Origin of the sequence: Actinomadura sp. HBU206391 (genome assembly GCF_014323665.1) — a bacterium.
Taxonomy (GTDB): Bacteria; Actinomycetota; Actinomycetes; order Streptosporangiales; family Streptosporangiaceae; genus Actinomadura_C.
On sequence record NZ_JABVEB010000065.1, the window covers coordinates 16473 to 31052 of the forward strand.

The following is a 14580-nucleotide window of genomic DNA, read 5'->3' on the forward strand; positions in this document are numbered from 1 at the left end:
AAGGGGCCCGGACGACGGTCCGGGCCCCTTCCGTTGTGATCAGCTGCGGTCCGGGGTCGCGGCCGGGCCGGACGGTTGGTGGGTCGAGGACGGTTCACCGGCGGATGGGGCCTGATCGCGGTGTGCCCCGTACACGACCAGGGCCCAGGCGAGGCAGCCGAAGGCTGCGGTATGGACCAGCGTGCGGATGATGTTCCAGGTGACCCACTTGTCTTCGAAGTGCCGGCGTACCCCGGCGAGGTCGGTGATGTGGGCGGGGTCTCCGGCCTTGTCGAGCTCGTTGTTGAGAGGGACGTTGAGGCCCATGGTGACGAAGAACGCCACCAGGTAGAGCGCGAGTCCGGCGATGATCCAGGGCAGCACGGGCCGGCCGTGGCCGCGCCAGGCCAGGACCATCGCCAGGGCGATGAGGGGGATCGACCCAAGGAAGGGGAGCATGAACCAGCCGTTGATGATCGCCCGGTTGATGCTCTGCATCCCCTCGACGACGGTGCGGTCGGACGAGCGCGCCAGGCCGGGCATCACCGAGCAGGCATAGGCGAACATGAACCCGGCCATGAGCCCGGTGGTGATCGTGCTGGTCAGCAGCGCGGCGGATTGCAGAGTTCTCATCAGGTCACTCCTGATTCCAGATGCCGGTGGCGGCGGCGTCTCGGGCGTAGTCGGCGAAGTCGCGGGGAGGCCGGCCCAGGACCCGCTGGACGCCGTCGCACAGGTGGGCGTTGCGGCCGTCCAGCACGGTGGTGAACAGGTAGGTCAGCAGCTCGACGACGTCGGCGGGGACGCCCTCGGCGGTCAGGGAGTCGGTGAGCTCGGCCGCCGAGATCCGGGTGTAGCCGATGTCGCGGCCGGTGGCAGCGGCGATGACGGCGGCGGCCTCGGCGAACGTGAGCAGGCGCGGGCCGGTCAGTTCGTAGATCTGGCCGAGGTGCCCGTCCTGCGTCAGCACCGCGGCCGCCACGTCGGCGATGTCGTCGGCGTCGACGAACGGCTCCCCCACGTCGCCGGCCGGCAGGTAGAGATGGCCGGCCACGATCGGGTCCAGCAGGTGGCTCTCGCTGAAGTTCTGGTTGAACCAGCTGCAGCGCAGAACCGTCCAGTCCGCGCCCGAGGCGGCCAGCACCTCCTCGCTGGCCTGGGCCTCCTCCTCGCCGCGGCCCGACAGCAGCACCAGCCGCCGGGTACCGGACTTCAGCGCCATCTCGGCGAATGAGCCGATCGCCTCGGGCGCTCCGGGCACGGCGAGATCCGGGTAGTACGACACGTACGCCGCCCCCACGTTCTCCAGCGCGGGCTCCCATGTCGCCGGGTCCTCCCAGTCGAAGGGCACCCCGCCGGATCGAGAGCCGATCCGTACGGGCCGGTCGCTCGCGGTCAGCCGCTGAACGATGCGACGACCGGTCTTGCCGGTGCCTCCGACGACGAGCGTCAGTGTCTGGGTCATGTTCCTGCTCCTTGTTGCTGAGGCCTGGGTGCTGCGGCCGTGGGTGCTGCGGGCCGGACACTTCAACCATCGGGCGGAGCCGGGTTGGCAACAACGGCCAGGTGTGCAACGGTCGTTAACCGAGAGGTTCACGATCGGAGGACGCGGTGGAGCGGCGCGACATCGAGATCTTCCTGGCGCTGGCCGACGAACTGCATTTCGGCCGCACCGCCGAACGCCTGCACGTGTCCACCGCCCGGGTGAGCCAGACCATCAAGAAGCTGGAACGCCAGATCGGGGCGGCACTGTTCGAACGGACCAGCCGCCGGGTCGCGCTCACGCCGATCGGGCGCCGCCTTGACGAGGATCTGCGGCCCGCCCACCAGCAGATCCTGGAGGGCATCGAGAGGGCGATCGCCGCCGGCCGCGGCATCGACGGCACGCTGCGGGTCGGCTTCATCGGCACCGCCGTCGGCCAGCTTCTGCACGAGGTGGCCGCGACCTTCCACACCCGGCATTCCGCCTGCCAGGTCGAGATCGTGGAGGCCCGTTACAGCGACTTCCTCGCCGTGCTCCGGGCCGACGAGATCGACGTCATACTCGTCCCGGTCAAGGTCGCGGAACCCGACATCGCCTGCAGTCCCGTCCTGTTCCGCGAAGCTTCCGTGCTCGCCGTCTCGGCCCGGCACCGCCTCGCCCGGCGCGACTCGGTCTCGCTGGAGGATTTCGCCCGCGACAAGGTGCTGCGTCCCCGCTCCCTTCCCGACTACATGGACGAGAGCCTGGTCCCCCGCAAGACGCCCGCCGGGCTGCCGATCGAACGCGGCCCCGAATTCAGCACCGTCCAGGAGATGCTCTCCCTCATCGGCGCGGGCCTGGGCATGTTCCCCGTCCCCGCCCACGCCGGCAAGTACGACACCCGGCCGGACGTCGCCTACATCCCCATCCGTGACGGGCTGGTCAGGGAGCGCGTCTTCATCTGGCGGACCACTGCGGAGACGAACCGGATCCGCGCCTTCACCCGCGCCGCCCGCGATGTCGTCGCGACCTCGCCCAACCCGCTCCTGGCCCCGGTCCCCGGCTGAGGCCCGGTCGGGGCGCGGCCCCGCGAAGAAAATCCCCGCCCCCTTACGTTTCGCCCCGCGCCCGGCGTGGCTCGCCGACGAGCGCACCGCGCTGCCGTCGCTGGTGGTGATGGCGGCCTGGCGGGGCTTCGGCTTCGACATGGTGATCTTCCTCGCCGCTCTTCAGGGCATCCCGAGGGATCTCTACGAGGCCGCCGGCGTCGACGGCGCCGGGCGGTGGGCGACCTTCCGCAAGGTCACTGTGCCCATGCTGCGCCCGGCGCTGCTGTTCACCGCCGTCTACTCGACCATCGGCTACATGCAGTTCCTCGAGGAGCCGCTGGTCATGACGCAGGGCGGTCCGCTCGACAGCACCCTGTCCGCGTCGTACGCCATCTACAAGCAGTTCGGCGTGGGCAACTACGGCTACGCCGGAGCCGCGGCGAGCGTGCTCTTCGCCGTGATCGTCGCCCTGTCGTTCCTGCAGTTCCGGATGCTCCGGCCGAGACACCACTGAGGAGCCGGCGATGATCAGAAGAGTCGTGCTGTACGTCCTGCTCACACTGGGTCTCGGCGTGGTCGTCACCCCGTTCGGCTGGACCGTGCTCAGCTCGTTCAAACCCGAGCAGGAGATCCGCAGCAGTCCGCCGACGTTCCTGCCGGACCGGCCCACGCTCGTCGGCTACCGCGAGCTGCTCGACCGGATGGACCTGCTGACCGTGTTCCTGAACAGCGTCGTGGTGGCATCGGTCATCGTGCTGGCCAACATCCTGTTCTGCTCGATGGTGGCCTAGGCCCTCACCAAGCTGCCGTTCCGCGCGCGCAACCTCGTCTTCGGCCTCGTGATGGCGCAGATGATGGTGCCCGGCATCGTGTTGATGATCCCGCAGTTCGTCGTGGTGACGAATCTCGGCCTGGTGAACACGATCTTCGGCATCGCCTTGCCCTATCTGGTCATGCCGCTCGGGATCTTCCTCATGCGGCAGTTCATGGCGGAGATCCCCGACGAGCTGGTGCACGCGGCCCGCATCGACGGCGCGGGCGAGTTCCGGATCTTCTTCCGGATCGTCATGCCGCTGTGCAAGCCGCCGCTGGCGACCCTCGGCCTGATCACCTTCCTGGCCGCCTGGAACAACTTCCTCTGGCCGGCGGTCGTGGCCCAGACCCAGGACCGCTACACGCTGCCGGTCGCGCTCGCCATCTTCTCCAACCACGAGTCCACCCACTACGGCCTGCTGCTCGCCGGCGCGGTCGTGGTCGTCGTACCCGTCCTCGTCCTCTTCCTCGCCCTCCAGCGCTTCTTCATCGAAGGCATCGCCTCCACCGGTATCAAATAGCTCCGGGAGACCCCATGCGATTCACCCGTTCCCGTCGGGCGCCGGTCGGCGCGCTGAGGGCGGCGGCCTGCGTCGCCGTCGCCGTCGCCGTCGCCGTCGCCGTCACCGGCCCGGCCGCGGCCGCCGCCTCGCCCCCGTCCCGCTCGCCGGGCGGGTCCGCGACGCTCCGCGCGTACGCCGCCGACACCTGGCGGTCCATGACCGCCATGACCGACCCGGCCACCGGGCTGCCCGCCGACAAGATCACTGGTGATCTCAAGACCGCCGCGACGATGACCTCGCCGACGAACATCGGCGCCTACCTGTGGAGCACCCTGGTCGCCCGCGACCTCGGGTTCATCTCGGCCCGCGACGCGGCGAAGCGCGTCGGCCGGACGCTCGGCTCTGTGGGACGCCTCGAACGCCACGCTCCGGACGGCCAGTTCTACAACTGGTACGACCCGAAGACGCTGAAACTGGTCACGGTCTGGCCCGAGGACGGCAGCACCGTCAAGCCGTTCCTGTCCAGCGTCGACAACGGCTGGCTCGCCACGGCCCTCATGATGGTGCGCACCGCCGTACCGCAGGAGAAGGCGCGAGCAGAGCGGCTGCTCGCCGGGATGGACTTCCGGGCCTACTACGACCCCGTGGCGGCGACCAACGGCACCGGCCTGCTGCGCGGCGGCTTCTGGCCGCAGGACCCCGCTCCGACCTGCTCGATCAAGGCCGACTACCTCGGCACCGGGACGGAGGTCTCCCAGACCTGTCACACCTACGGCTCCCCCGGTGAGACGCGCATCGCATCGTACGTGGGCATCGCGCGCGGCCAGCTGCCGCCGCAGCACTACTTCGGCCTGCTGCGCACCCTCGGCGACGACGGCTGCTCGTTCGGCTGGCAGGAACAGCGCCCGCCGGGGACGTTCCAGACCCACCTCGGGATCAGAACCTACGAGGGCACGTACGGATACCGCGGCATGCGGCTGGTCCCGATCTGGGGCGGCAGCATGTTCGAGGAGCTCATGCCGGACCTGTTCGTGCCCGAGCGGAGCTGGGCGGCGCGCAGCTGGGGACGCAACCACCCGGTGTTCGTCGCCGCCCAGATCGAGCACGGCCTGCGGGAGGCGAAGTACGGCTACTGGGGCTTCTCGCCGTCCAACGACCCCTACGGCGGCTACCGGGCGTACGGCGTGGACGCCATCGGGATGCAGTCCGACGGATACCCCTCCGACGAGGAGGGGACGCTGGTCGACTACGGCTACGAGGGCTGCCGCGAGGCCGCGCCCGAACCGGCGTCGTACGGCGACGGCATCGTCACACCGCACGCCTCGTTCCTGGCCCTGCCGTACGCGTCGCGCGCCGCCCTCGGCAATCTGGCCGGGCTGCGGCGCGACTTCGACGCCTACGGACCCGGCGGCTTCTACGACGCGATCGCCGTGCGCAGCGGCAAGGTGTCGAAGTTCTACCTCGCCCTCGACCAGGGAATGATCATGGCCGCGCTGGGCAACGAGCTGGCTCACGGGAACATGCGCCGCTACTTCGCCGCCGGCGAGGCGGAGCACCGGCTGCGACCGGTCCTGGGCCTGGAGGAGTGGGACGTCGTTCCGCCCTCCCCCGCCGCGCGGGCCCGGCTCGGCCTGGAGTGACGACCCGCGGGCGAACCACCATCTGAGGATTTCTGGAATCGGGGACTTCGACATGACGGACACGACCGACGTGAGCGCCGACGAGGCACGGCGAGACTGGCAGGCCCGCATCTACAAGGCGTCCGGGACCGCGGCGACCTCGACCGGCGTCACGCTGACCGCGCCCGAGGGCCTCCACGCCTCGGCGGGCGTGGCGCAGGTGAGCCTGACGTGGGAACCGGTCGACGGCGCCGCCGGCTACGTCGTGCACCGCTCGGACGCCGAGGACGGGCCCTTCGAGCCGATCCGGCAGCGCGACGTGGACGTCCCCGCCGTCCCGGGCCGCTCGTACGTCGACACCGGATCGGCCGGCACGCGGTGGTACGCGGTGGCGGCGATCGCCGCGATGAACGTCATCGGTCCGCTGTCGGCCCCCGTACAGGCCACGCCGCTCGCCGCACCGGAGGGCATGCCGGAGGTCGCCGTCCGCGTGCACGCGGGGCGGGTGACCCGCCCGCTGCCCCGGCCGTGGCGGCACATGGTGGGCTCCGAGCACCTGTCGCACCTGCTGAGCACCGACACGACCGGGGGGCGGCCGATCGGCGCGGAGCTGACCGAGGCACTGCGGATCATGCACGACGACCTCGGGGTTTACCGCGAGGTCGACGATGTCCCGGTGCACGACTTCAGCGGCGTCGGCACCGTCTACGACACGATCACGTCGTTCGGCATGCGGCCGATCGTCGAACTGTCGTTCATGCCGCGGGATCTGGCCCGCGACCCCTCACAGACCGTCTTCGGCTACGAGGCGATCATCTCCCCGCCGCGCGACTACGACCGTTGGGGCGATCTGGTCCGGGCGCTGACGGCGCACCTGGTGGCGCGGTACGGCCTCGAGGAGGTCCGCGACAACTGGGCCTTCGAGGTGTGGAACGAGGCCAACCTGGAGGTGTTCTGGAGCGGCACGCCGGAGGAGTTCTTCCGGCTGTACGACGTCTCGGCCGCCGCGGTCAAGAGCGTCGACCCGGCGTTGCGCGTCGGCGGACCGTCGTCGGCCGCCAACGGCTGGGTGGACGAACTGCTCACCCACGCCGCAGCGTCCGGCGCGGCCGTCGACTTCGTCTCGACGCACACCTACGGGAACGCTCCGCTGGACTGGCCGTCGGCCCTGGCCCGGCACGGCCGCGCGGGCACCCCGATCTGGTGGACCGAGTGGGGGCCGACGCCCACGCACTTCCACGGCATCGGCGACGGCCCGTTCGGCGCGGCGTTCCTGCTGCACGGCATGAGATCGGCGGCCGGGCGGGTGGACTCACTGTCGCACTGGGTCGCCTCGGACCACTTCGAGGAGCTCGGCCGGCCGCCCGCGCTCTTCCACGGCGGGTTCGGCCTGCTGACCGTGGGCAACCTGCGCAAGCCCCGCTTCTGGGCGCTGTCGCTGGCCGACCGGCTCGGTGACGAGGAACTCGACGCCACCGTGCACGGTGACGTGGCCGGCGTCGAGGCATGGGCCGCGCGCGGATCCGGCCGCGTCGGCGTGCTGGTCTGGAACGGCACGCTCAACCAGGCCCAGGCCGGAGGCGAGCCGCTGCTGGACCGATCCGTCACGGTCACCGTCGAGGGCCTCACACCCGGCGGGTACGAGGTGCGGCACCACCGCGTCGACGACTCGCACTCCAACATCGAGGCGGCCTGGCGGAACCTCGGCGGCGGCGACGGCTGGCCCACCGAGGCGCAGTGGGCGGAGCTGCGCGCCGCCGACACGCTCGACGACTTCGCGCCGCCAGAGCGGGTGAGCGCGCACGGCGAGCCCGTCGCCTTCCGCTTCGCGCTCCCCATGCCCGGAGTCTCCTATCTGGAGTTCAGCCCGATCACGGCACCCGGCCGGCGATCTGCCGAGATGACCGGCTGAATCACCGGCCGAATCACCGGTTGGGCAATCACGCCGTCAGCGCTGGATGGCCTTGGTCTCGAGGAACTCTTCGATGCCGTGGCGGCCGAACTCACGGCCGTTGCCGGACTGCTTGTATCCGCCGAACGGCGCGAGGGGGTTCCACTGGGCGCCGTTGATGTCGACCTGGCCGGTGCGCAGCCGCCGGGCGATCGCGAGCGCGCGCTCGTCGCTGCCGAACACGGCGCCGGTGAGCCCGTACGTGGTGCTGTCGGCGATCTCGACGGCCTGGTCGTCGCCGACGTACGGGATGATCGTCAAGACGGGGCCGAAGATCTCCTCTTGGGCGATCACGGAGTCCGGGGCGACGTCAGCGAAGATCGTCGGCTTCACGTACGCGCCCCCGTGCAGGCCGCTGTGCAGACCGTCGGGTTCGCCGGGGCCGCCGAACGCGAGAGTGGCGCCGTCGGCGATACCGCGTCGGATGTAGCCGTCCACCCGATCGCGCTGAGTCTTCGAGGCCATCGGGCCGATGCGGGTGGCCTCGTCGGTCGGGTCGCCGACCGTGTATTCGGCGGCGGCCGCCACCGCCCGTTCGACGATCTCGTCGTGCAGCGCCGCCGGGACGAGCATCCGCGGCCACCCGCCGCAGACCTGGCCACCGTTGGCGAAGGCGTGGCCCACCCCGAGCCGTACGGCCACATCGAGGTCGGCGTCGTCGAGGATCACGTTGGCGGACTTGCCGCCGAGTTCCAGCGCGACCCGCTTGACGGTCTCGGCGGCGACGGCCGAGACCCGCCTGCCCGCCCGTGTGGACCCCGTGAACGAGACCATGCCGATGCCGGGGTGGGCTGCGATCGCCTCGCCGACGACCGGCCCGGTGCCGTGGACGACGTTGAACACGCCCGCCGGCAGTCCCGCCTCGGCGGCGATCTCTGCGAGGATCCCCGCGGTAAGCGGCGCGATCTCCGACGGTTTCAAGACCACGGTGTTGCCGGCCAGCAGGGCGGGCGCCGACTTGGCGACGATCTGCTGCAGGGGGAAGTTCCACGGCGTGATGGCGCCGACGACACCGATCGGCTCGCGCACCACGAGCGAGTTGCCGATCTCCTCCGTCCAGTGAAAGTCGGCGGCGAGCGCGGCGAAGGTCGCGGCCACCATGACCGGCAGCCCTGCCTGTGCCGCCCGGGAAAGGGTGATCGGGGCGCCCATCTCGCCGGTGATCGTGGTGGCGATCTCCTCGACCCGTCCTCGCAGTCCCTCGGAGATGCGGCGGACGACCTCGGCGCGTTCGGCAGGGTCGGTGGCGGCCCAACCGGGGAAGGCCGCCGTCGCGGCGGCGACGGCCCGGTCGACGTCGGCGGCGGTGCCCGACGGCACCTGGGCGAAGACCTCACCGTTCGCCGGATTCACCACTTCGATCAGGTCGGTGGATCCGGCGACGGCCGCGCCGCCGATCCAGTGGGTTGATCCGTTAAGTGCTGTTGTGCTCATGAGCTCACCGTGCCGACGGTGGACGACCGTAGGAATGCTCTCCCGATCCCTGGATCCGGACCGGCTCGGCCCTGGTGACCCGGATCCCAGGATCGACAGGGCATGGATACGGCGTGCCGGAACCGCGATGCTCGGCAGCGGACGGAACATCCCTGACCAGGGGATCGTTCGAACGTACGCGGCATCCGCCGTGACCGACCAGTCGTCGCCTGAGACCGCGGAAGGGAGAACGGAGCCATGGACCGGGCCAGACTCGCCGACTTCCTGCGCACCCGCCGGCAGGCGCTGCAGCCCGAGGACGTGGGCCTCCCCCGCGGCGGGCGGCGGCGTACGAGCGGGCTACGGCGCGAAGAGGTCGCCGTGCTGTCCGACATGTCGGTCGACTACTACAGCAGGCTGGAACAGCAACGCGGGCCGCACCCCTCGGAGCAGATGCTCACCGCGCTCGCACGCGGCATGCGCCTCTCGCTCGAGGAGCGCGATCACATGTTCCGCCTCGCGGGTCACGCCACGCCGCAACGGGCCGTGCGCACAGACCACATCAAGCCAGGCATGATGCGCATCTTCGACGGACTCGAAGACGCCGCCGCCCAGATCGTGAGCCACCTCGGGGAGACGCTGAAGCAGACCCGGCTGTCGAAGGCACTGGTCGGCGACGAGTGCGCGCACGCCGGTCTGGCGCGCAGCCTGCACTACCGGTGGTTCACCGACCCGGCCGCGCGGTCGATCTACCCCGAGGACGACCACTCGGCCCATAGCAGGCTGATCGCAGCGAATTTGCACAGCGTGTACACACGTGACGGCAAGGACTCCCGCGCGGCCTCGATCGTCGATGCCCTCCTCGCCAAGAGCCCCGAATTCGCCGGGATCTGGGCCGAGCACCCGGTCACGGGCCCGTACTGCCCGCCCAAGCGCATCCGGCACCCGCAGGTCGGGCTGCTCGAGCTGCACTGCCAGACGCTGATCGATCCCGACCAGTCCCAGCTGCTGGTGGTCTACACCGCATCACCGGGTAGCGAGAGCTATGAGAAACTCCAGCTGCTGTCCGTCATCGGCGACGAGCCCATGACCAAGAGACACGTCCCACCATGACCGGCGAAGGGTGACCGGTGTCCCAGTTCCACGACATCTTCTGCACGTCCGACGCCCCGCTGATCCCAGCTGAGATCGCGGAACGCGCCGGCGAGACGTGGTACGGCGACGGCGAACCCGCGTTCATACCCGACGCCGGCGACGATCCGGCATGGCGGCGGCTGGAAATGCGCCTGCCCGGCATCCGCCGCCCGATCGTCTTCCTGCGGAACGTCGGCCCCGACGAGACACGGATCTACGTCGATCAGGCCTTGGAGGAGGCGCCCGGTTTCCTCCCGCCCGAGGTGACGAGGAGGCTGCGCGCCACCCGGCAGATCATTGGCATCGAGCTCTGGCCGGAGACCCTCGACGACGACGCGTGGGAGCTGCTGGACCTCGTCCAGTCGTTCATCGCGACCACGCTCGACGGCCTGCTGGTGACCGGCGACGGCGTCTACGACCAGAGACTCCACGACCAGAGTTAGGTGGCGAGGGTCGGATCCGGCCTTGTCACCCGGCGTGGTGGGCGTCGAGCGGTGCTCCGGCCGTGACCGTGCGCTCACGGGTTAGGCTGGCTGTGGAGCAACCGAAATGGCCGTTCTCACCAGCAAGCCTGGCACCCAGATGCGCGGCCGTCCCCTCATGGTCGGTGTCCTGCTGCTGGCCATGTTGCCCGCCGCGCTGGATCAGACCGCACTGTCCCCGGCCCTGCCGGCGATCGGCGCCGAATTCCGTGGCGGTCTGGGCTATGACAGCTGGGTGATCTGTGCCTATCTGCTCGCCATGACCGCTTCGGTGATGCTGTGGGGCAGGCTGGGTGATCAGTTCGGCCACAAATCCTTGCTCATCGCGGCGCTGCTGATCTTTTTGATCGGTTCGGTACTGAGCGGACTGGCCTGGGACCTGGATTCCCTGAACGTCTTCCGGGCCGTTCAGGGCCTCGGCGCCGGTGGTCTGGTGGTGCTCAGCCAGGTGATCGCGGGCGATCTGGTGCCGCCGCATCGACGGGGCCGCTACCAGGGCCTGTTCGGCGCGGTCTTCGGAGTGGCCACCATCGTCGGTTCGCTGTTCGGCGCGTTGTTCGTCGACCACCTGTCATGGCGCTGGATCATGTTGATCAACCTGCCGATCGCCGTGGTGACGATGGCTCTGGCGGCGATCGTGTTGCCGGCGCCCGTCGAACTCGAGAAACACCGGATCGACTACCTGGGCCCGGCGCTGCTGGCCGGGTCGGTGGGCCTGATCATGGTCACCACGGTGGGCGTGATCCAACACTCCTGGACCTCGGTGCGGGCCGTCGAAGTCGGTTCGGTCGCCGTCGCCCTGGGCATCGGGTGGGCGCTCACGCAGCGCCGCGCCGCCGAGCCGACCCTGCCACTGAACCTGTTCCGCAATCCGGTGTTCTCCATCGGCGGCACCATCGACTTCATCGCCGGATTCGTGCTGTTCGGCAGTCTGATCTACGTTCCGGTGTTCCTGCAGGTGGTCACGGGGCGCTCTGCGGGCGTCTCAGGCCTGTACCTTCTGCCGCTGATCCTGGGCGTACTGGTCATGGCGATCGTGTCCGGTCATCTGATCAGCCGGACCGGCAGGTACAAGGCCCTGCTCGTCACCGGGATGGCGCTCACCACACTGGGACTGCTGCTGTGCTCGCGATTGGAGACCACGACCGCCACGTTGGCGATCAGCCTCGCTCTGGGAGTCCTGGGATGCGGTCTCGGTCTGGTCGTCCAAGTGCCGATCATCGCGGTGCAGAACGCCGTCGACTACCGTCGTCTCGGCGTCGGGACCTCGGGTGTGACCATGTGCCGCGCCGTTGGCGGTGTCATGGGGATCACGGTCTTCAGCGCGATACTCGGACACCAGATCGCCGCTCGCATGGCCGAGGCGGTACGCGCCGTCCAGCTGCCGCCGGAGGTCGACATCGCCGCCATCCGGCAGGACCCGAGGCTGCTGTCCATGCTCCCCCCGGGCACCCGGGCCACGGTGTCCGACGCCTTCGCCCATTCGTTCCAGATCATGTTCCTCTGGTCGGTCCCGGTCGCGTTCGCGGGAGTGCTGCTGGCCCTGCTGCTACGCGGAACCGCCGCACGGACGACGGCCAACGTCTCCGACCTCGGTGAAGCGTGCGGCGCAGTGCCCACCGTACGTTCGTCGGAGTGTGAGATCGAACGTCAGCTGTCGGCGCTGCTGCGATCTGACGCGGACACGACGGAGAAGCTCGAGCAGACCTACGCCGACCTCGGCGAACATGCCGGGACCGACGCCGCCCCCGGTTGCCTGTGGATCCTTTGCCGCGTCGCCCGGGCGGGATCCATCCCGGCCGACCTGCTGTACGAGGGGACCGGCGCCGCCGCCGAGGAAGGGCGCCGATACGTCAACCGGCTGGTCGCCGACGGCCTCCTCGCCCGCCAGAACGGCAACCTCGCCATCACCACGGAAGGGCAGGCACTCGCCGAACGGCTGCAGACCTGTATGCAACGGACTCTGACCAAATTCCTCGACGGCTGGTCCACGGAAGAATTTCCACAGCTGTCCGAGCATCTCGCCCGCCTGTCGCGGCAGTTCCTCGGCGATGACGCCCAGCAGCACATCCTCAAACCCAGAGCGGCCACATGACCACCCGACCTCGGGACGAGATCACCTTCGCCCTCATGTGCGGTTGAGATCGATCACCAGGTCAGTTCGGGGCGCGATGCCACCGACGGAACCACGTTGCCCACGTGGGCCGCCGCGGCGACCAGGTGATCGCGGATCACCTGGCGGTAGACCCTCTCGTAGGCCTCGGCCATGTTCGACACGTCGAAGTGGCGTGCGACGTGGTCACGACACGCACGCGGGTCGAGCCGGCCTGCCGCGTCGATCGCGCCGGCCAGCTCCGCGGGGTCGTCCTTGATGATCCCGGTCACCCCGTCGGCGACGACCTCGGGCACCGAACCGCGCCGGAGCGCGACGACCGGGGTCCCGCAGGCCATGGACTCGATCATCACCATGCCGAAGGGCTCGTCCCACTGGACCGGGAACATCAGGCAGTGTGCCGCCCCATAGAGTTCCTGCTTGCGTGCCATCTCGGCCTCACCGAGGAACTCCACGCCGGCACCGAGGCGGGGCCTGATCTCCTCGTCGAAATAGGCCCGCTCATACCCCTCGTTGACCTTGCCGGCCAGCAGAATGCGCCGGCCGGCACGCCGAGCCGACTCGATGGCCAGATGGGCCCCCTTGTCGGGGTTGAAACGTCCGACGAACAGAACATAGTCATCCTTGTTCGAGCGGAACGGGTAATCCCCGACCTTGATCGCGTTGTGCACCATGCCTTCCCAGGACAGGTCCGGCGAGAGCCGTCGTTGTGCGTCGGAGATGGCGACCAAGTGCACGTCGGGGCCCGGCAGGCGATAGTAGTCGTGCATTTCACCGGTGCACGCGCCGTGTGCGGTCAGCACGGTGGGGACCTGGCGCCCAGAGGCGGTGAGGGGGCCCACCAGCGAGTGGTCATGGACGATGTCGATGTTGTCGTGGTCCTTGAGATACCGGTTCGCCCAGACGGCTTGCAGCACCTCGGGCATCGCCTCACCCAGCCGGTCCGACTGGGGCTCCTCGAACGTTCGCAGAAACCTGGCACGCGTGCCGTTCGTCCCGGCCGCCACCATCACGACGTCATGACCGCGTGCGACCAGCGCATCGACCAAGTAGGCGACAAGGGCCTCGATGCCGCCGTAGGCACGGGGAGGGACGTCGTACCACGGTGGGAGCGTCATGGCGATACAGAGCCGCCCGGGCCCCGGTAGGGGTCTCGGGTCGCCCGGCGGCTGCGGGCCGGCCGGGTTCGTGATCCTCATGGCAGATCTCCTCGTGGCGTCAGCGAGGCCAGCGGCGGACGGGGTTCGTGCACCAGCTCGATGTCCGCCGGCCAGCCGCTGACCTTGGCCCGCCCGCCGGAAACGGTGACCGAGACCCGGCTCCCACCGAGGGCGAAGCGCTCGATCCGCAGCTCGCCCAGGCTGGGCGGGAGCATCGGCGCGAGCCACGCCTTCTTGAACGGAATCCACGGATCGAAGCGGAGAAGCGCACGGAGCAACTGCATTGGGCTTGCGGCCGCCCAGGCCTGTGGTGAGCAGGAGGTGGGGTAGGGCACCGGCTGCGGGAACTCGCTGCGGTCGAAACCGCAGAACAGTTCAGGGAGCCTGCCGTCGAACGCCGACGCGGCGTCCAACAGGCTCATGGCGACACGCTGGGCCTGCTCGACGAAGCCGTAGCGCATCAGACCACTGGCGATCATCGCGTTGTCGTGTGGCCAGATCGAACCGTTGTGGTAACTCATCGGGTTGTAGGCGGCCATGGACGAGGCCAGTGTCCGGATGCCCCATCCGCTGAACATCTCGGGGCTTAGGAGCCGGTCCGCGACGGCCTGTGCCTTGTCGATGTCGACGATTCCGGACAGCAGGCAATGGCCCATGTTCGAGGTGAGGGCGTCGATGGGCTTCTTGTCGCGGTCGAGACCCACCGCGTACCAGCCTCGGTCGGGCAGCCAGAATGCCTCGTTGAACGCCCTTTTCAGATCGGCGGCACGCTTGGCGAAATGGTCCGCCATGGCCGCGTCACCCGCCTCGGTGGCGAGATGCGATCTGGCGACGTACGCCGTGTAGACGTAGCTCTGAACCTCCACGAGCGCGATGGGGGGCTGCGGAAACGCACCGTTGGC

14 protein-coding genes are annotated in these 14580 nt (G+C 69.5%); 9 read left to right on the forward strand and 5 right to left on the reverse strand.

Annotated features, from left to right (window positions below):
- Positions 1-39 precede the first annotated feature (39 nt).
- Positions 40-612, reverse strand: coding sequence for a DUF1772 domain-containing protein (locus HKK72_RS19920; protein WP_187235902.1), 573 nt, complete (start codon positions 610-612; stop codon positions 40-42).
- A gap of 4 nt (positions 613-616) precedes the next feature.
- A complete protein-coding gene (locus HKK72_RS19925; RefSeq protein WP_187235903.1) occupies positions 617-1444 on the reverse strand; it encodes an NAD(P)H-binding protein in 828 nt (275 codons plus the stop codon).
- 146 nt (positions 1445-1590) lie between these two features.
- On the opposite strand from HKK72_RS19925, the gene HKK72_RS19930 reads away from it, so the two are divergent.
- The 6 genes from HKK72_RS19930 to HKK72_RS19950 are packed head-to-tail and all read left to right on the forward strand — an operon-like array spanning position 1591 to position 7337.
- Positions 1591-2508, forward strand: coding sequence for a LysR family transcriptional regulator (locus HKK72_RS19930; protein WP_187235904.1), 918 nt, complete (start codon positions 1591-1593; stop codon positions 2506-2508).
- A complete protein-coding gene (locus tag HKK72_RS19935; protein ID WP_187235905.1) occupies positions 2459-3004 on the forward strand; it encodes a carbohydrate ABC transporter permease in 546 nt (181 codons plus the stop codon). Before HKK72_RS19930 ends, HKK72_RS19935 begins: the two co-directional genes overlap by 50 nt.
- Before the next feature lie 10 nt (positions 3005-3014).
- Entirely contained in the window at positions 3015-3281 is a 267-nt protein-coding gene (locus tag HKK72_RS39960) for a hypothetical protein (RefSeq protein ID WP_222720904.1), read from the forward strand.
- 12 nt (positions 3282-3293) lie between these two features.
- Complete coding sequence (locus HKK72_RS39965; RefSeq protein WP_261986992.1) at positions 3294-3824, forward strand: carbohydrate ABC transporter permease; 531 nt, start codon at positions 3294-3296, stop codon at positions 3822-3824.
- Positions 3825-3838: 14 nt separating this feature from the next.
- A complete protein-coding gene (locus HKK72_RS19945) occupies positions 3839-5446 on the forward strand; it encodes a glucoamylase family protein (protein ID WP_187235906.1) in 1608 nt (535 codons plus the stop codon).
- A gap of 52 nt (positions 5447-5498) precedes the next feature.
- A complete protein-coding gene (locus HKK72_RS19950) occupies positions 5499-7337 on the forward strand; it encodes a GH39 family glycosyl hydrolase (RefSeq protein ID WP_187235907.1) in 1839 nt (612 codons plus the stop codon).
- 36 nt (positions 7338-7373) lie between these two features.
- Here the strand turns inward: HKK72_RS19950 and HKK72_RS19955 are convergent, their stop codons facing one another.
- Complete coding sequence (locus HKK72_RS19955; RefSeq protein ID WP_187235908.1) at positions 7374-8810, reverse strand: aldehyde dehydrogenase family protein; 1437 nt, start codon at positions 8808-8810, stop codon at positions 7374-7376.
- 237 nt (positions 8811-9047) lie between these two features.
- Between HKK72_RS19955 and HKK72_RS19960 the strand changes: the two genes are divergently transcribed.
- From HKK72_RS19960 to HKK72_RS19970, 3 genes are all read left to right on the forward strand, one after another.
- Positions 9048-9902 (forward strand): helix-turn-helix transcriptional regulator, encoded by an 855-nt coding sequence (locus HKK72_RS19960; protein ID WP_187235909.1) that lies wholly within the window; start codon positions 9048-9050, stop codon positions 9900-9902.
- A gap of 17 nt (positions 9903-9919) precedes the next feature.
- On the forward strand, positions 9920-10366 hold the full coding sequence (locus HKK72_RS19965; protein WP_187235910.1) for a hypothetical protein: 447 nt from the start codon (positions 9920-9922) through the stop codon (positions 10364-10366).
- 106 nt (positions 10367-10472) lie between these two features.
- The gene (locus HKK72_RS19970) at positions 10473-12500 is read left to right on the forward strand and encodes an MDR family MFS transporter (protein WP_187235911.1); all 2028 of its coding nucleotides are present in this window, start codon (positions 10473-10475) and stop codon (positions 12498-12500) included.
- 53 nt (positions 12501-12553) lie between these two features.
- Here the strand turns inward: HKK72_RS19970 and HKK72_RS19975 are convergent, their stop codons facing one another.
- Together HKK72_RS19975 and HKK72_RS19980 are read right to left on the reverse strand one after the other, a co-directional pair.
- Complete coding sequence (locus HKK72_RS19975; RefSeq protein ID WP_187235912.1) at positions 12554-13717, reverse strand: glycosyltransferase family 4 protein; 1164 nt, start codon at positions 13715-13717, stop codon at positions 12554-12556.
- Positions 13714-14580, reverse strand: an 867-nt coding sequence (locus tag HKK72_RS19980) for an amylo-alpha-1,6-glucosidase (RefSeq protein WP_410050321.1), incomplete at its 5' end; no start/stop codon positions are given. The genes HKK72_RS19975 and HKK72_RS19980, both read right to left, overlap by 4 nt.